Origin of the sequence: Microbacterium sp. NPDC097977 (assembly GCF_040302605.1) — a bacterium.
In the GTDB taxonomy this organism is placed as follows: domain Bacteria; phylum Actinomycetota; class Actinomycetes; order Actinomycetales; family Microbacteriaceae; genus Microbacterium.
The window spans coordinates 1-16,527 of record NZ_JBEOUR010000008.1; the positions used below are offsets into that span (position 1 = coordinate 1).

General features: G+C 70.7%; 15 protein-coding genes. All 15 read right to left on the reverse strand.

What is annotated here, in order from left to right; genetic code table 11:
* Window positions 1-144 (reverse strand): nucleoside triphosphate pyrophosphohydrolase family protein (locus tag ABTZ43_RS03415; protein ID WP_502885315.1); only part of this gene is annotated, 144 nt, incomplete at its 3' end.
* Window positions 141-821 carry a ribulose-phosphate 3-epimerase gene (rpe, locus tag ABTZ43_RS03420; protein WP_056417564.1) on the reverse strand — a complete coding sequence of 227 codons (681 nt, stop codon included), beginning with the start codon at window positions 819-821 and terminating at the stop codon, window positions 141-143. The genes ABTZ43_RS03415 and rpe, both read right to left, overlap by 4 nt.
* Window positions 822-825: 4 nt before the next feature.
* The gene (locus ABTZ43_RS03425) at window positions 826-2,388 is read right to left on the reverse strand and encodes an RsmB/NOP family class I SAM-dependent RNA methyltransferase (protein ID WP_350537827.1); all 1,563 of its coding nucleotides are present in this window, start codon (window positions 2,386-2,388) and stop codon (window positions 826-828) included.
* Complete coding sequence (fmt, locus tag ABTZ43_RS03430; RefSeq protein WP_350537828.1) at window positions 2,385-3,305, reverse strand: methionyl-tRNA formyltransferase; 921 nt, start codon at window positions 3,303-3,305, stop codon at window positions 2,385-2,387. Before fmt ends, ABTZ43_RS03425 begins: the two co-directional genes overlap by 4 nt.
* A 57-nt stretch (window positions 3,306-3,362) precedes the next feature.
* A complete protein-coding gene (locus ABTZ43_RS03435; RefSeq protein WP_350537829.1) occupies window positions 3,363-5,318 on the reverse strand; it encodes a primosomal protein N' family DNA-binding protein in 1,956 nt (651 codons plus the stop codon).
* 28 nt (window positions 5,319-5,346) lie between these two features.
* Entirely contained in the window at window positions 5,347-6,540 is a 1,194-nt protein-coding gene (metK, locus tag ABTZ43_RS03440) for a methionine adenosyltransferase (protein ID WP_056417574.1), read from the reverse strand.
* 91 nt (window positions 6,541-6,631) lie between these two features.
* Window positions 6,632-6,889 carry a DNA-directed RNA polymerase subunit omega gene (rpoZ, locus tag ABTZ43_RS03445; protein WP_042536631.1) on the reverse strand — a complete coding sequence of 86 codons (258 nt, stop codon included), beginning with the start codon at window positions 6,887-6,889 and terminating at the stop codon, window positions 6,632-6,634.
* A gap of 107 nt (window positions 6,890-6,996) precedes the next feature.
* Entirely contained in the window at window positions 6,997-7,905 is a 909-nt protein-coding gene (gene gmk / locus ABTZ43_RS03450) for a guanylate kinase (protein ID WP_056417577.1), read from the reverse strand.
* Window positions 7,898-8,743, reverse strand: coding sequence for an orotidine-5'-phosphate decarboxylase (gene pyrF / locus ABTZ43_RS03455; RefSeq protein ID WP_350537830.1), 846 nt, complete (start codon window positions 8,741-8,743; stop codon window positions 7,898-7,900). The genes gmk and pyrF overlap by 8 nt, the downstream gene beginning before the upstream one ends.
* Window positions 8,740-12,027, reverse strand: a complete 3,288-nt coding sequence (gene carB / locus ABTZ43_RS03460; protein ID WP_350537831.1) for a carbamoyl-phosphate synthase large subunit — start codon at window positions 12,025-12,027, stop codon at window positions 8,740-8,742. Before carB ends, pyrF begins: the two co-directional genes overlap by 4 nt.
* A complete protein-coding gene (carA, locus tag ABTZ43_RS03465) occupies window positions 12,027-13,172 on the reverse strand; it encodes a glutamine-hydrolyzing carbamoyl-phosphate synthase small subunit (protein ID WP_056417587.1) in 1,146 nt (381 codons plus the stop codon). The genes carB and carA overlap by 1 nt, the downstream gene beginning before the upstream one ends.
* The gene (locus ABTZ43_RS03470) at window positions 13,169-13,705 is read right to left on the reverse strand and encodes a PH-like domain-containing protein (protein ID WP_314096657.1); all 537 of its coding nucleotides are present in this window, start codon (window positions 13,703-13,705) and stop codon (window positions 13,169-13,171) included. Before ABTZ43_RS03470 ends, carA begins: the two co-directional genes overlap by 4 nt.
* The gene (locus tag ABTZ43_RS03475; RefSeq protein WP_350537832.1) at window positions 13,702-15,006 is read right to left on the reverse strand and encodes a dihydroorotase; all 1,305 of its coding nucleotides are present in this window, start codon (window positions 15,004-15,006) and stop codon (window positions 13,702-13,704) included. The genes ABTZ43_RS03470 and ABTZ43_RS03475 overlap by 4 nt, the downstream gene beginning before the upstream one ends.
* On the reverse strand, window positions 15,003-15,968 hold the full coding sequence (locus ABTZ43_RS03480; RefSeq protein ID WP_056417597.1) for an aspartate carbamoyltransferase catalytic subunit: 966 nt from the start codon (window positions 15,966-15,968) through the stop codon (window positions 15,003-15,005). Before ABTZ43_RS03480 ends, ABTZ43_RS03475 begins: the two co-directional genes overlap by 4 nt.
* Complete coding sequence (gene pyrR / locus ABTZ43_RS03485) at window positions 15,965-16,495, reverse strand: bifunctional pyr operon transcriptional regulator/uracil phosphoribosyltransferase PyrR (protein ID WP_350537833.1); 531 nt, start codon at window positions 16,493-16,495, stop codon at window positions 15,965-15,967. Before pyrR ends, ABTZ43_RS03480 begins: the two co-directional genes overlap by 4 nt.
* Window positions 16,496-16,527 lie beyond the last annotated feature (32 nt).

Consider the following 16,527-nt stretch of genomic DNA (forward strand, 5'->3'; position numbering starts at 1 on the left):
CATCCAGACCTCGGCGGCCTCCTCGACGATCTTCTTGCCGATCGTGTGCACGCCGCCGTCGAGCTCCGCGACCGTGCCCGATCCCTCGGGTCGGGTCTCCGCCTTGACGCTGAGCTCGGCGAACAGCTCGTCGAAAGTCTTCACGATTCCAGGCTAGCGGCTCTGGCGCGGTCCCTGAGCCGGGTGACGGCCGCCTCGACGTCATCCGCGCCGTAGACCGCGGACCCGGCTACGAAGGTGTCGGCACCGGCGGCAGCGGCCTCCTCGATCGTCGCGTCGGAGATCCCCCCGTCGACCTGCAGCCAGACGGTCGAGCCCCGTCGCTTCGCCTCCTCCGCGAGGGCGCGCAGCTTGGGCATGGTCTCGGACATGAATCCCTGGCCGCCGAAACCCGGCTCCACGGTCATCACGAGGATCTGGTCGAACTCCTCGAGGACGCTGTACAACCCCTCCGCGGGCGTGTCGGGCTTGATGGCGACGCCCGCGCGGGCTCCGATGTCGCGCAGCCTCCTGGCGAGCGAGATCGGGTCTGCGGCGGCCTCGAGATGGAAGGTCACACTCGCGGCCCCCAGCTCGGCGTAGGCGGGGGCCCAACGCTCCGGATCGGTGATCATGAGGTGCACGTCGAGCGGGATCGGGCTGGTCGCCTGGATCCGCTCCACCATCTGCGGGCCGAACGTGAGGTTGGGCACGAAGTGGTTGTCCATCACGTCGACGTGCGCGAAGTCCGCCGACGCGATCCTGGCAAGATCACGCTGCATGTTGACGAAGTCGGCGGCCAGGATGCTGGGGTTGATGCGCGGGGCGCGGGGCAGGTCCACGTCTCTAGTCTCCTTCGTCGGCGGGCGGGATGTCTCGGGGTGCGGCCGTGTCACGGCGCAGCAGCGCCAGGAACATCGCATCGGTGCCGTGACGATGCGGCCAGAGCTGCACGCGGCCGGACCCATCGTCGGCGAGGTCGATCGGCGCGTCCGCGACGTCGGCGACCACGGAGCGGGCGTCGAGTTCGGTGACGTCGCTGCGCCCGCGAAGCACATCCTGCACCACGCCGGTCGTCTCGGCGAGGTGGGGCGAGCACGTGACGTAGGCGACGATCCCCCCGGGAGCGACGGCGTCGAGGGCGGAGCGGAGCAGCTCGACCTGCAGCGGCACGAGATCGGCGACATCGGCCGGCGACTTGCGCCAGCGGGCTTCGGGCCGGCGTCGGAGTGCGCCGAGCCCGGTGCACGGGGCATCCACGAGGATGCGATCGAAGCCGCCCGGGTGCGTGGTCCCGAACGTGCGACCGTCCTCCTCGTGCACGGTCACGTCGCCGGGAACGGCGCGCAGAGCGTTGCGGACGAGACGCGCCCTGGTGGGCACGACCTCGTTGGCCTCGAGCCGCACCTCGTGCTGCCGAGCGATCGCGGCCAGCAGCGCGGTCTTGCCGCCGGGACCCGCGCAGAGGTCGAGCCACCGCTCGCCGGGGACGATCGGTGCGGCACCGGCCAGCGCCAGCGCGACGAGCTGGGAGCCCTCGTCCTGCACGCGCACGGTGCCCCCGGATGCGGCGATCACCCGGTGCGGATCGCCACCTGCCGATGCATAGGCCGTCGGGGCGTACGGGCGCCGGGGTTCGCCCGGCTCGGCGAGTCCGGGAAGCGCGACCAGCGTGACCTCCGGCGAGGCGTTGTCGGCGTCGAGGAGCTCGTCGAGCTCGTCGACCCGTCCCTCCGCGGCGAGAGCCCGACGGAGTGCTCGGATGACCCAGACCGGATGCGCGGTGCGGAGTGCGAGCCTCTCGTCGTCCGACCGGGCGGACGCCTCGATCCGCTGCTCCCACTCCCCCGGTGTCTCACGCGAGATGCGTCGGAGCACCGCATTGGCGAAGCTGGATGCGCCACGGCCCTGGTGCGCGGCGACCAGGTTCACGGACTCGTTCACCGCGGCGTGCGACGCGACCCTGGTGGCGAGCAGCTGATGAGTCGCGAGTCGCAGCGCGTCGAGCACGGCAGGGTCGATCTCCTCTGCGGGACGATCCGCGGCCGCCGAGATGATCGCGTCGTAGGTGCCGCGTCGACGCAGCGTGCCGTACGCGAGTTCCGTGGCCAGTGCGGCGTCCTGAGGCGTGAGACCGGCGTCGGCGATCGTCGGCGGCAGGACCAGGTTGGCGTAGGCGTCGGACTCGGACACGGCCCGCAGCACGTCGTAGGCGACGCGACGCGCGGGCTGGACCGTCCGCTGCGGCGCTGCCGAGCTGCCCCGAGCCGAGCCGTTCCGCGCCGAACCGCCGCGTGCGTCGTCGCCCCGACCGGACACGGAGCGGCCGGAGCCGCCGCGGCCGCCGCGGGTGCCGTCGGCGTCGGACTTCGCATCGCGTCGCGAGCGGTCGTCCCGCTGGCCGCTCATGCGCCCACCCGCAGATCCTCGGTGCCGCGCTGTCCGCGCCACCAGTCGACAGCGTTCATCGCTCCCTTGCCCGCAGGCTGCACCCGCGTGACCGCGAGCGGCTCCGAGGCGGTGCCGATCAGCAGCGCGGACTTCGTCGCGGCGATCTGTCCGGGCTCGAGCGCATCCGCGCCCACGGAGGGAGCGGCCTCGAGGATCTTCAGCCGCAGGCCGTCGACCGTGGTGTGCGCGCCCGGTTCGGGGGTCACGCCGCGGAAGCGGGCGAACACCCGCGACAGCGGCTGGGCCCAGTCGATCAGACCGTCGTCGAGAGTGAGCTTCGGGGCGAGAGTCGGCTCCCCCTGTTGAGGAACGGCGACGGCCGAGCCCTCGGCGATCGCCGCGACCACTTCGGCGGTGAGCGCCGCGCCGTCGATCGACAGCGACTCGAGGGCGGCGTCCGCGGTCGCCTTCTCATCGACGTCGACGACGCGTGCGGCGAAGACGTCGCCGGCGTCGAGTGCAGGAACGAGCTGGAACACGCTGGCGCCGAGCTCAGGATCCCCCGCGATCAGCGCACGCTGCACCGGTGCGGCGCCCCGCCAGCTCGGCAGCAGCGAGAAGTGCAGGTTGATCCATCCCTTCGCCGGCGTCGACAGCAGTGGCTCGCGCACGAGCCCGCCGTAGGCGACGATGACCCCGAGTTCGGCGTCGAGCTCGGCGATCGCCGCCGTGACGGCGTCGTCGAGCCTGGCAGCCGCGATCACCGGAAGACCGAGCTCGGACGCGGCCTGCGCGACGGGCGACGGAGTGAGCACGCGCCTGCGCCCCAACGGCGCGTCGGGCCGCGTCACCACGGCCGCGATGTCGTGCTCGCCGGCGAGGCGGCGGAGGGTGGGGACGGCGGCCGACGGTGTGCCGGCGAAGACGAGTCGCATGAAGGTGCTCCGGAGGGATCCAGGTGGAGATCGGGTGAGTTCGAGGCGGTGCCGCGTTCAGAGCTCTGGGTCGAGGATATCGAGGCGAACCGAGAGCGCGCTCCGAGTGGACTTGCCCTTGCCCCGGCGCGCACTGACAGCTTCGGCGACCACGGCTGCGCGGAGGGTCGAGGCCACCCGCTGTCCTGCGCCGTAGTCGAAGCGGACCAGGGCGCGCACCCGCGGCGGGTAGTCGTCGGATTCGATCGGCACCGGTCCGAGCACCGCATCGGGCGGCAGAGCGAGATCGTGCAGAGACGCCAGGCCCCGGGCCACCGCGGCGACCGTCCCTTCGACCAGTGCCACCCGCGCGGCGGGGGGCATGTGCAGCGGTGCGCGCTCGGCGAGCTCGGCACGGGCGAAGCCCGAGTGGTTCCAGGTCGCGAGCGCTCGGGCGATGCCGCCGTCGACGCCCACCAGGTGGATCGGAGCGCCGGGAGCCGCGAGGGCGGCCGCGTTCGACCACCACCGCAGACACGCCTCACCGATGCGCAGGTCCGGGGCCTGCAGCATCCGCGGCCCGTCGAGCAGCACCACGGCCCGGTATCCGCCCTCGGCCAGCGGTTCGGCTCCTCTCGTCGCGACCACGAGCGACGGCTTGTCGGCGACCTGCTCGACGGGGTGCGCGCTGTCGGCGACGATCACCCGGATGCCGGGGAATGCCTTGCCCAGTTCGTCGGCCGTGCGCTCGCTGCCGGAGGATGCGAGACGCAGCTTCGTCGAGGAGCAGGCCGGGCACGCCCACGCACGAGCACCGCGACCGCACCACGCACAGACGGGCACGGCCCCGCGGTGCGTGGCTCCCAGCGGTCCGCCGCAGTGCGCGCACCGGGCCGGTGCACGGCAGTCGGCGCACACCAGCGACGGGGAGAACCCCGGGCGCGACACCTGCACGAGCACGGGCCCGTCGGCTGCGGCGTTGCGCGCGGAGAGGAACGCCGACGACGGCATCCGCTGCGCTGTCGGTGCGTCCATCTCCTGCGGCGTGCTGAGCACCACGCGCGGGAGCACCCGCCGTGTCGCCCGGACATCGTGCAGGTACCCGTGCGCGACGAGCCTCTCCACATCGGTCGTGCGGGTGTGACCGGCGTACAACAGCGCGGAATCCTCCTGCTCCTGGCGCAGGAGCGCGGCATCGCGGGCGTTGATGTACGGGGCGAGCGGTTCGCCGAGCAGCGGATCGCCGTCGTCCCAGACCGCGACGAGACCTGCCTGCACCGGGGCGTACACGGCCGAGCGATTGCCCACCACGATGCACGGGGCGTCCTCGAGCGTGCGCAGGAAGGACCGGTAGCGGTCGGGGTTCGTCAATCGCGAATCGTGCCGCACCACCGCCTCTGCGGGAGCGAGCACCTCGAGCGCCGCGAGCAGGCGGTCGAGGTCGCGGTGGTCCGGCACCACCAGCACACTCGATCGGCCCGCCGCGAGAGTGTGCACCGCCGCCGCCGCGAGCAGCGCGGCCCAGCCCTGCACCCCCTCACGGGAGACGGGCACCGCTTCGACCGCCGCCCGCGTGCCCTCGTCGAGGACCTCGGCCAGTCCGTCGTACTCGTCGACGACCCGGGCGGCCGCGGCCTGCTGCTCGTCTGTGGGGACCGGGGCCGGAGCGTCCGCCGTCCAGGCCTTCTCGACGCGCACCTGGCGCTTGGGGATCACGAGTCGCAGCACGTCGGAGGCGGAACCCGCCGCGCGGTCCGCCGCGCGCCGCGCGAGCCGGTAGAGGCGCGCGGGCAGCACCGACACCGTCGACACGACGCTGTCGACCTCCGACAGAGGACGGTCGGCGTCGTCTTCGGTGTCGAGTTCGACGATGTACCCGTCGACGACACGACCCGCGGTGCGCAGCGGCACACGCACCCGTACGCCGAGCGGAACCTCACCCAGGGCGGCGGGCAGAGCGTAGTCGAACAGTCGATCGAGCTGCGGGAGCGGGGAGTCCAGGAGCACGCGCGCGATGCGCCGGCTCTCGGTCATGAGCGCGGGGGTGCCATCGGGCCGTCCCTCAGAGGCCCGCGGCGCGACGAAGCTCCTCGGCGCGGTCGGTGCGCTCCCATGTGAAGTCGGGGAGGTCGCGACCGAAGTGACCGTACGCCGCCGTCTGCGCGTAGATCGGGCGCAGCAGGTCGAGCTGATCGATGATCGCCTGGGGTCGGAGGTCGAACACCTCGTCGATCGCACGGGTGATGACCTCGTCCGACACCTTTCCGGTGCCGAAGGTCTCGACGTACAGGCCCACGGGTCGGGCGACGCCGATGGCATAGGCCACCTGCACCTCGAGCCGGTCCGCGAGTCCCGCGGCGACCGCGTTCTTGGCGACCCACCGCGTCGCGTAGGCGCCGGAGCGGTCGACCTTCGACGGATCCTTGCCGCTGAACGCCCCACCGCCGTGACGGGCGGCGCCGCCGTAGGTGTCGATGATGATCTTGCGTCCGGTGAGACCGGCGTCGCCCTTCGGGCCGCCGGTCACGAACGGGCCGGCGGGGTTGATGTAGTAGGTGACGTCGTCGAGGTCGAGCCCCGTCGTCGCGAGGATCGGGTCGATGACGTGCTCACGGACCTGGGCCTTGATCTCGTCCTGCGAGATGTCGGGGTGATGCTGCGTCGAGAGGACCACCGCGTCGACGGTCTTCGGGGTGAAGCCCTCGTATCCGAGGGTGACCTGCGTCTTGCCGTCGGGGCGCAGGAATCCGAGCGCACCCGAGCGACGCACCTCGGCGAGCCGCTCGGCGATGCGGTGCGCGGTCCAGGCGGCCATCGGCATCAGCTGAGGCGTCTCGTTGGTGGCGAACCCGAACATGATGCCCTGATCGCCGGCGCCCAGTCCGTCGAGCGGATCGACGGACGAGCCGTCGCGGTGCTCCTGCGCGCTGTCGACCCCATGGGCGATGTCGGTGGACTGCTCGCCCACCGAGATGCTCACACCGCACGAATCCCCGTCGAAGCCGGTGTCGCTCGAGGTGTAGCCGATGCGGTTGACGACCTGACGGACGATCGTCGGGATGTCGACGTAGGCCTCAGTCCGGATCTCGCCGGCGACGTGCACGAGCCCCGTGGTGACGAGGGTCTCGACGGCGACGCGGGAACCGGGATCCTTCGCGAGGAGGCCGTCGAGGATGCTGTCCGAGATCTGGTCGCAGATCTTGTCGGGGTGCCCCTCGGTGACGGACTCGGACGTGAACAGACGCAGCGCGCTCATCGGGGCTCCAGAACGGATCGGGCAGACGGGAGGGGGTGATCCCATGATGGACCGCACCGCCGACATCGGTCGGCGGTGCGGTCATCGGACGTCACTCGGCGTGACGGAGGCGCAGCTTGTCTTCGTTGATCTCGTGCAGGGCGATCGTGAGCGGCTTGTCCTCGACCGACGAGTCGACCAGCGGGCCGACGTTGTCGAACAGGTTGCCCTCGTGGAGGTCGGAGTAGTAGTCGTTGATCTGGCGCGCGCGCTTGGCGGCGTAGATCACGAGCTCGTACTTCGAGTCGACGCGGTCGAGCAGGTTGTCGATGGGGGGATCGATGATGCCGTTGGTGTGGTGTCCGGCCATGGTGGGACCTCCTGATCAGGCGACGGGATCGTCGCGAAGACGGTGCAGCAGGCGCGCGACCTTCGACGGGCTCAGGGACCGGATGTGGAAAGATCCCCGAAATCGTGTCAGCGCGCAGAGCTCAGAGACAATTCTACGACCTCGGCGGCGGCAGCGGCGACGTCCTCGTTCACGATGAGGTGGTCGAACTCGTTCTGGGCGGCCAGTTCGACCTTCGCCGTGCGCAGTCGACGCGCCCGTTCCTCGGCGCCCTCGGTGCCGCGACCGACCAGTCGCTGCACGAGTTCGTCCCAGGTCGGCGGCAGCAGGAAGATGAGCGTGGCGGCCGGTTCGGCGCGGCGGACCTGGCGTGCGCCCTGCAGATCGATCTCGAGCAGCACCGTCCTGCCCTCGGCCAGAGCGGCGTCGATGGGCGCACGTGGCGTGCCGTAGCGCGACCGGTTGTGCACCACCGCGTATTCGAGCAGCTCGTCCTGCTCGATCAGCCGATCGAACTCGGCGTCATCCACGAAGTAGTAGTGCACGCCGTCGACCTCGCCAGGGCGCGGCGCTCTCGTCGTGGCCGAGACGGAGAGGTGGATCTCGGGGTTGTGCTCGCGGATGTGGGCCGCGACCGTGCCCTTGCCGACCGCGGTGGGGCCGGCGAGCACGAGCAGCCGGCTGCGCGCGCCCCGGGGCTCCGTCACGGGGAAGCGCGTGTCGAGCCATCCGGACAGCGCGGCGCGCTGACGAACGCCGAGGCCGCCGAGGCGCTTGACCGACGAGATGTGCAGCTCGTCGAGGATGCGGTCGCGCTTTCCCGCGCCGATCGCCGGGAGGGCGAGCAGGAAGTCGGTGATCCGCAGGGAACCCTCGACGGAGTCCGGATCCGCCGTCGCCCGCCGCAGCACGGTCTGCGGGGTGACGACCCGCGTGGTCAGGTCGCGCTTGAGCGACGCACGGGCGCGTCGTCGCTCGACCGCTTTGCGCGCGGCCGCCGCGCGGTCGACCTCGGGAACCGGACGAGACTCAGCCACGGCCGACCTCCCTGTACTCTGCGACGCGCGCGTCGATGGCTGCGGCGAGGCCCGTTGGCCCGGCCGAGAGGATGCTGCGGCTCTCGCTCGCGAGGACCGCGTCGCTCATGGACCCGAACCGGCGGTGCAGATCGGACGGCGTCGCCCCCTGCGTGCCGAAGCCCGGAGCGAGGATGGGCGCGATCGGGGCGAACGCCGCGATGCCGGCATCCGTCCAATCCACCGTGGCCCCGATCACGAAGCCGAAGCTGCCCCACTCCCCCGCGCCGATGTGCTCGGCGTTGCGGGCGGAGACGACAGAGACGATGTCGGCGGACACCGCTCGTCCCGTCTCCGAGACGGAGCGCTGCAGCGCCTCCGCCTCGGGATTGCTCGTCGCGGCGAGCACGAACAGGCCCTTTCCGTGCTGCTGCGCGAGCGAGAAGGCGCCGTCGAGGGCACCGACCCCGAGGAACGGATTGACCGTGAGGGCATCCGCTTCGAGAGGTGAGCCCGGCGTCAGCCAGGCTTCGGCGTACGCGTCCATCGTCGAGCCGATGTCGCCGCGCTTCGCATCGGCGATCACGACCAGTCCCGCCGCACGTGCGGCGGCCAGCACCTCTTCGAGCGCGGCGAAGCCCGACGAGCCGAAGCGCTCGAAGAACGACACCTGCGGCTTGACGACACCGACGCGGCCGGCCGCCGCCTCGACGGTCCTCAGCCCGAACTCCCGCGCGCCGGAGGCGTCGTCGGCGAGGCCCCACGCCGCGAGGAGCGCTGCATGGGGGTCGATGCCCACACACAGCGGTCCCCGCTCGGCGAGGGTCGTGCGGATGCGTTCGCCGAAGCGGATGCTCACACCGCGGCCTTCCGGTCGAGGGCGTATTCCTGCAGGCTCTTGACCTGGAAGCCCTCGTGCGCCGCGTCCATGCCGCTCACCGCGGCACCGAGCACGGCCATCGTGGTGAACAGCGCCTTGTCCGCCGCGACCGCCGCGGCCCTGATCTCGTACCCGTCGGCCCGTGCCGCACCGCCCGAGGGGGTGTTCACGACGATGTCGATCGAGCCGTCGTTGATCAGGTCGACGATGTTGGTCGCCCCCGACTCCTGGGTCTCGCTGTACTTCTCCACCACGGTCACGGCGATGCCGTTGCGCGAGAGGATCTCGGCGGTGCCCTCGGTGGCCACGATCGTGAACCCGAGCTGCTGCAGGCGGTGCGCCGGCAGGATCACTGCGCGCTTGTCGGAGTCGGCGACCGAGATGAACACCGTCCCGGAGGTCGGCATGCCGCCGTACGCGGCGGCCTGGCTCTTGGCGAACGCGGTCGGGAAGTCGCGGTCGATGCCCATGACCTCACCCGTCGAGCGCATCTCCGGGCCGAGGATGGAGTCGACCGTCTTGCCGTCGGCGGTGCGGAACCGCTTGAACGGCAGCACCGCCTCCTTGACGGAGACCGGCGCGTCGAGCGGCACCCGCGAGCCGTCCTGCGCGGGCAGCATGCCCTCGGCGCGCAGCTCCGCGATGGTCGATCCGGCCATCACGCGGCTCGCGGCCTTGGCCATCGGGATGCCGAGCGCCTTGGAGACGAACGGCACCGTGCGGCTGGCGCGCGGGTTGGCCTCGATGACGTAGAGTACGCCGGCGCTGATCGCGAACTGCACGTTCAGCAGGCCGCGCACGCCGACGCCCTCGGCGATCGCCAGCGTGGCCTCGCGCACGCGGTCGACGTCGGTGCGACCGAGCGACACCGGCGGCAGCGTGCAGCTGGAGTCGCCGGAGTGGATGCCCGCCTCTTCGAGGTGCTCCATGACTCCGCCGATGAACAGATCGGTGCCGTCGTAGAGAGCGTCGACGTCGAGCTCGATCGCATCATCGAGGAAGCGGTCGACCAGGAGCGGCTTGCCCTCCTCGATGACGACCTCGTCGGCGGTGCGCACGAAGTAGTCGCGCAGCGACGCCGTGTCGTAGACGATCTCCATGCCGCGACCGCCGAGCACGAAGCTCGGGCGCACGAGCACGGGGTAGCCGATCTCCTCGGCGACCGCGACCGCGCCGTCGGCGTCGACGGCGGTGCCGTGACGCGGAGCGATGAGGCCCGCCGAATCGAGCAGCTGTGAGAAGAGCTCCCGCTCCTCCGCGATGTCGATCGCCGCGGGGCTGGTGCCGAGCACCGTGTAGCCGGCGGCCTCGATGCCCTTCGCGAGTCCGAGCGGGGTCTGGCCGCCGAGCTGGCAGACGACGCCGAGGATGGTGCCGCTGGCGGCTTCCGCGTCCAGCACCTCGAGCACGTCCTCCAGCGTGAGCGGCTCGAAGTAGAGGCGATCGGAGGTGTCGTAGTCCGTCGAGACGGTCTCGGGGTTGCAGTTGACCATGACGGTCTCGAACCCGGCATCCGACAGCGCGAATGAGGCGTGCACGCACGAGTAGTCGAACTCGACGCCCTGGCCGATGCGGTTCGGGCCCGACCCGATGATCACCACCTTCGTGCGCTCCGAGGGCGCCACCTCGGTCTCGAAGTCGTAGCTCGAGTAGTGGTACGGGGTGAGAGCCGGGAACTCGCCCGCACAGGTGTCGACCGTCTTGTACACGGGCCGGATGCCGAATCCGTGGCGCACGCCGCGGATCTCGGCCTCGTCGTCACCGCGCAGCTGCGCGATCTGCGCGTCGGAGAAGCCGTGCTCCTTGGCGTACCGCAGGGTGGCGGCGTCGAGCTCGGGGGCCGTGCGGACGATCTCCGCGACCTCGTTGATGAGCACGATCTGGTCGATGAACCACGGGTCGATCGCCGTGGCGTCGAAGGCCTGCTCGATCGTCGCGCCCTTGCGCAGCGCCTGCTGCAGAGTGACGATGCGCCCGTCGGTCGGCACCTTCGAGATCTCGAGCAGCTGCTCGACCGAACGCTCCTCGGCGCCCCAGTGGAAGCTGGATCCGCGCTTCTCGAGCGAGCGGAGCGCCTTCTGCAGCGCGGTCGCGTAGTTGCGTCCGATCGCCATGGCCTCGCCGACCGACTTCATGGTCGTGGTGAGCGTGGCGTCGGCGGCGGGGAACTTCTCGAACGCGAACCGCGGCACCTTGACCACGACGTAGTCGAGCGTCGGCTCGAAGCTCGCCGGGGTCACACCCGTGATGTCGTTGGGGATCTCGTCGAGCCGGTAGCCGAGGGCGAGCTTCGCCGCGAGCTTCGCGATCGGGAATCCGGTCGCCTTCGAGGCCAGCGCGCTGGAGCGCGAGACGCGCGGGTTCATCTCGATGACGATGATGCGCCCGTTGCTGGGGTCGACCGCGAACTGGATGTTGCAGCCGCCCGTGTCCACGCCCACCGCGCGGATGATGTCGATGCCGATGTCGCGCATGTTCTGGTACTCGCGGTCGGTGAGGGTGAGCGCGGGTGCCACCGTGATCGAGTCGCCGGTGTGGACGCCGACGGGATCGACATTCTCGATCGAGCAGACGACGACCGTGTTGTCGGCCGTGTCGCGCATGAGCTCGAGCTCGTACTCCTTCCAGCCGAGGATGGACTCCTCCAGGAGCACCTCGGTGGTCGGGGAATCGCGCAGACCCGCTCCACCGATGCGACGGAGGTCCTGCTCGTCGTAGGCGAACCCGGAGCCGAGACCGCCCATGGTGAACGAGGGGCGGACGACGAGCGGGTAGCCCAGCTCGGCGGCACCCTCGAGCAGGTCGTCCATCGTGTGCGCGATGATGCTGCGCGCCACGTCGGCGCCGGCATCCAGCACCAGCTGCTTGAAGACCTGACGGTCCTCGCCCTTGTTGATCGCCTCGAAGCTCGCACCGATCAGCTCGACGTCGTACTTCTCGAGGATGCCGTGGTTGTGCAGCTCGATCGCGGCGTTCAGGGCGGTCTGACCGCCGAGGGTCGGCAGGATCGCGTCCGGACGCTCCTTGGCGATGATGGTCTCGATGACCTGCCAGGTGATCGGCTCGATGTAGGTCGCGTCGGCGAAGTCCGGATCGGTCATGATCGTGGCGGGGTTGGAGTTGACCAGGATGACCCTGACCCCCTCCTCGCGGAGGACGCGGCACGCCTGGGTGCCGGAGTAGTCGAACTCGCAGGCCTGACCGATGACGATCGGGCCGGAGCCGATGACGAGAACGGAGTTGATGTCGTCGCGCTTGGGCATTACTTGGCGTCCTTCTGGGTGTCGACGACCATGTCGCGGAATCGGTCGAAGAGGTAGTTGGCGTCGTGGGGGCCTGCGGCCGCCTCCGGGTGGTACTGCACGGAGAACGCGGGGATGTCGAGCGCGCGGAGGCCCTCGACGACGCGGTCGTTCAGACCGATGTGGCTGACCTCGACCTTGCCGTAGCCGTTCGGGCTGTCGAAGGAGCCCTCCAGCGGGGCGTCGACGGCGAAGCCGTGGTTGTGCGCGGTGATCTCGACCCGCCCCGTCGACTTGTCGAGCACGGGCTGGTTGATGCCGCGGTGCCCGAACGGCAGCTTGTACGTGCCGAGGCCGAGTGCACGGCCGAGCAGCTGGTTGCCGAAGCAGATCCCGAAGAACGGCAGCCCGTCGTCGAGCACCGCACGCAGCAGTTCGACGTGGTCGCCCGAGGCCGCGGGGTCTCCGGGGCCGTTGGAGTAGAACACCGCGACGGGGTCGATCGCGCGGATGCCGTCGATCGTGACGTCCTGCGGAAGCACGTGCACCTCGAACCCACGGGCGGCGAGGTTGTCGATCGTCGCCTGCTTGACGCCGAGGTCGAGGACGGCGAGGTTGCCGACCTTCTCGCCCACCGCCGGCGTCACCTCCGCGGTCTCCACCGAGACCTCGGCCGAGAGATTGCGGCCGGCCATCTGCGGCGCCTCGCGGACGATGCGCAGCTGCTCGTCGGCGTCGGTCTTCGCCGCGTCTCCCGAGAAGATGCCCCCGCGCATGGAACCCGCGGCGCGGATGTGGCGGGTGACCGACCTGGTGTCGATGCCGCTGATGCCGACGATCGCGTCCTGCACGAGGACCTCGTCGAGCGACGCGTTCGCGCGCCAGTTCGACACCACGCGCGAGGGATCGCGCACGATGTATCCGGCGACCCAGATGCGCCGGGACTCGGTGTCCTCGTCGTTCATGCCGGTGTTGCCGATGTGGGGTGCCGTCTGCAGCACGATCTGGCCGGCGTACGAGGGGTCGGTGAGCGTCTCCTGGTAACCGGACATGCCGGTGGCGAAGACGACCTCGCCCAGCGTGGTTCCGAGCGCGCCGTAAGCGCGACCGACGTGGCGGGTCCCGTCTTCGAGGACGAGGACGGCGGGTTCGGGGAGGGCTGTCATGACGTTGCTCCTGTGTCGTGGGCGGCGGTGTCGTCCGTGGTGCCCGAGGCGGGGACGAGTCGCTGCAGTTCTGCGATGAAGTTCTGGGGATCCCCGTCGGTGAGACGGAGGTAGGAATCGACGGGTGTGCCGTCGTCGGCGGTCCACGAGACCCGCACCAGGCCGCCGGGCTCGACCACACGGTCGATCGTGACGGTCGCCCGATCGACCCCGATGAGGCGTGCGGCCCCGAGGAAGACCGTCGGCGCTCCGTCGAGGCAGAGGGCCAGCCCGCGGTCGGTGATCGCGGCCTCACCCCGCGCCCGGTAGGTCAGGGGGCGGATGGCCAGTCGCTCCAGCGGCTGCTCGTGCCGGGTCGTCGAGACGTACAGCACCTCGCGCCGGTCGAGGACCTCCGCGTGCTCGGGGACCCCGAGCGGCGCCGCGAGACCCGAATCGCGTCGGAGTCGTCGTCGCCACGCGAAGAACATCGCGGCGAGGACGAAGACGGCCAGCCCGATCATGATCGCGATGGCGAGATCCCTGGGGATCATGCGCGCAGCTCCTCGACCACGGTGCCGCCGTCGACGGTCAGCAGTCCGCCGTGCACGGTGTACTCGACGCGACCGGGCAGGTCGCGCCCGAGGTACGGCGAGTTCACGCTGCGCCCGTGAAGGTCGGACTCGGTGAAGACGCCGGCGACCGACGCGTCGTACAGCGCGATGTGAGCGGGGGCCCCGACCTCGAGGGGCGTCCCGTGCCCGGAGAGGCGGCCGATGCGCGCCGGGGCGGCGCTCATCACGCGCGCGACGTCCTCCCAGCCGATCAGACCGGTCTGGACCATCGACTGGTGCACGACACGCAGGGCGCTCTCGAGGCCGACCATGCCGTTCGCCGCCGCCTGCCACTCGCACGCCTTGCTCTCGCCGGGATGCGGTGCGTGGTCGGTCGCGACGATGTCGATCGTGCCGTCGGCGAGTCCCTCGCGCACGGCGAGCACGTCCTCCTCGCGGCGCAGCGGCGGGTTCACCTTGTAGCGCGCGTCGTAGCCGCGCACCAGCTCGTCGGTCAGCAGCAGGTGGTGCGGTGTGACCTCGGCGGTGACGTCGATGCCGCGCTTCTTGGCCCAGCGGATGATGTCCACCGACCCCGCGGTCGACAGGTGGCAGACGTGCAGACGCGAGCCGACGTGCTCCGCCAGCAGCACGTCGCGGGCGATGATCGATTCCTCGGCCACCGCCGGCCACCCGGCGAGACCCAGCTCGGCCGACACGGTGCCCTCGTTCATCTGGGCGCCCTCGGTGAGTCGGGGATCCTGCGCGTGCTGTGCGATGACCCCGCCGAACGACTTCACGTACTCCAGCGCGCGACGCATGATGAGGGGATCGAACACGCAGAACCCGTCATCGCTGAACACCCGCACCCGGGCGCGGGAGGTGGCCATGGCTCCGAGCTCGGCGAGCCGTTCGCCCTTCTGTCCCACGGTCACGGCGCCGATCGGCTGGACCGTGGCATAGCCCGCGGCCTCGCCGAGGGCGAGCTCTTGCTCGACCACGCCGGCGGTGTCGGCTACCGGCGAGGTGTTGGGCATCGCGAACACCGCGGTGAATCCGCCTGACGCGGCGGCGCGAGTGCCGGTGAGGATCGTCTCGGACGCCTCGTATCCGGGCTCGCGCAGATGCGTGTGCAGGTCGACCAGGCCCGGGAGTGCGACGAGCCCGGCGGCGTCGAGGACCCGGGCGCCGGAACGCGAGAGTCCGGTGCCGATCTCGGCGATCACGCCGTTCTCGACGATGATGTCGGCGCTCTCCGCGCCGAGAAGCCGTGCGCCGGTGATGACGAGGGTCTCGTTCACTGGTCTCCCCCTCGTTCGTCGTCTCGTTCTCCTGCCAGAAGCAGGTACAGCACCGCCATCCGGACGGACACCCCGTTCGTCACCTGTTCGAGCACGGTGGACCGTGGCGAATCGGCGGCTTCCGAGGAGATCTCCAACCCGCGGTTCATGGGTCCGGGGTGCATCACAATGCTACCGTCCGGCAGACCGGCCACTCGCCGTGCGTCGAGACCCCATCGCCGGGAATACTCCCGCTCAGTCGGGAAATACGCGGCGTTCATCCGCTCGAGCTGGATGCGCAGCATCATGACCGCATCCGGCGACTCGGCGAGGGCCTCGTCGAGGTCGTAGACGACCTTCGCGGGCCACAGCGACACGTTCTGCGGCACGAGCGTCGGAGGAGAGACCAGAGTGACCTCCGCGCCGAGGGTGGCGAGCAGCCAGACGTTCGAGCGGGCGACACGGGAGTGCAGCACGTCGCCGACGATCACGACGCGGACGCCGCGAAGGTCGCGCCCCCGGCTCTCCGCGCCGAAACGGCGCTTGCGGATCGTGAAGGCATCCAGCAGGGCCTGGGTCGGATGCTCGTGCGTGCCGTCCCCCGCGTTGACGACTCCGGCCGAGATCCAGCCGCTCGTGGCGAGGGTCTGCGGAGCGCCGGAGGCGGGGTGGCGGATGACGACGGCGTCGGCCCCCATCGCCTGCAGGGTCTGGGCGGTGTCCTTCAGGCTCTCGCCCTTGGAGACGCTCGACCCTTTGGCGGCGAAGTTGATCACATCGGCCGAGAGGCGCTTGGCGGCGGCCTCGAAGGAGATGCGCGTGCGGGTGGAGTCCTCGAAGAAGAGGTTCACGACGGTCTTGCCGCGCAGGGTCGGCAGCTTCTTGACTTCGCGGGACTGCGTGTCCGACATGTCCTCGGCGACGTCGAGGATGCGCAGTGCCGTCGCGCGGTCGAGGGTGCGGGTGTCGAGCAGGTGTCTCATGCCTCGATCGTCACCCCCTCGGTCCCGTCGTCCTCGGCGAGGCGCACGTTGACGCGCTCCTGACGGGACGAGGGGATGTTCTTGCCGACGAAGTCCGGACGGATCGGCAGCTCGCGGTGTCCTCGGTCGACGAGGATGGCCAGGCGCACCGCGGCGGGGCGTCCGATGGACTGCAACGCGTCGAGGGCCGCGCGGATGCTGCGGCCCGAGAACAGCACGTCGTCCACCAGGACCACGGTCCTGCCGTCGATGCCGTCTGCGGGGATCGCGGTCGGGCGCGGCGATCGGGTGGGCTGCGATGCGAGGTCGTCGCGGAACAGCGTCACATCCAGCGCGCCGACCGGAACGGTCGTGTGTGCGATCTCACCGATGGCGGCGGCCAGGCGATGGGCGAGCGTGACGCCGCGGGTCGGAATGCCCAGCAGGACGAGGTTCTCAGCCCCTCGGTTCGATTCGAGGATCTCGTGCGCGATGCGGGTCAGAGCCCGCGAGATATCGGCTTCGTGCAAGACGGTGCGTGCACTCATCAGCCGCTCCCTTCTCCGCCTCACAGGACGGT

Coding starts and splice junctions, on each gene's coding strand:
- ABTZ43_RS03425 (WP_350537827.1), bottom strand. CDS start 2,388: ATGAGCGGCCAGCGGGACGACCGCTCGCGACGCGATGCGAAGTCCGAC.
- fmt (WP_350537828.1), bottom strand. CDS start 3,305: ATGCGACTCGTCTTCGCCGGCACACCGTCGGCCGCCGTCCCCACCCTC.
- ABTZ43_RS03435 (WP_350537829.1), bottom strand. CDS start 5,318: ATGACCGAGAGCCGGCGCATCGCGCGCGTGCTCCTGGACTCCCCGCTC.
- metK (WP_056417574.1), bottom strand. CDS start 6,540: ATGAGCGCGCTGCGTCTGTTCACGTCCGAGTCCGTCACCGAGGGGCAC.
- rpoZ (WP_042536631.1), bottom strand. CDS start 6,889: ATGGCCGGACACCACACCAACGGCATCATCGATCCCCCCATCGACAAC.
- carB (WP_350537831.1), bottom strand. CDS start 12,027: ATGCCCAAGCGCGACGACATCAACTCCGTTCTCGTCATCGGCTCCGGC.
- carA (WP_056417587.1), bottom strand. CDS start 13,172: ATGACAGCCCTCCCCGAACCCGCCGTCCTCGTCCTCGAAGACGGGACC.
- ABTZ43_RS03470 (WP_314096657.1), bottom strand. CDS start 13,705: ATGATCCCCAGGGATCTCGCCATCGCGATCATGATCGGGCTGGCCGTC.
- ABTZ43_RS03480 (WP_056417597.1), bottom strand. CDS start 15,968: ATGAGACACCTGCTCGACACCCGCACCCTCGACCGCGCGACGGCACTG.
- pyrR (WP_350537833.1), bottom strand. CDS start 16,495: ATGAGTGCACGCACCGTCTTGCACGAAGCCGATATCTCGCGGGCTCTG.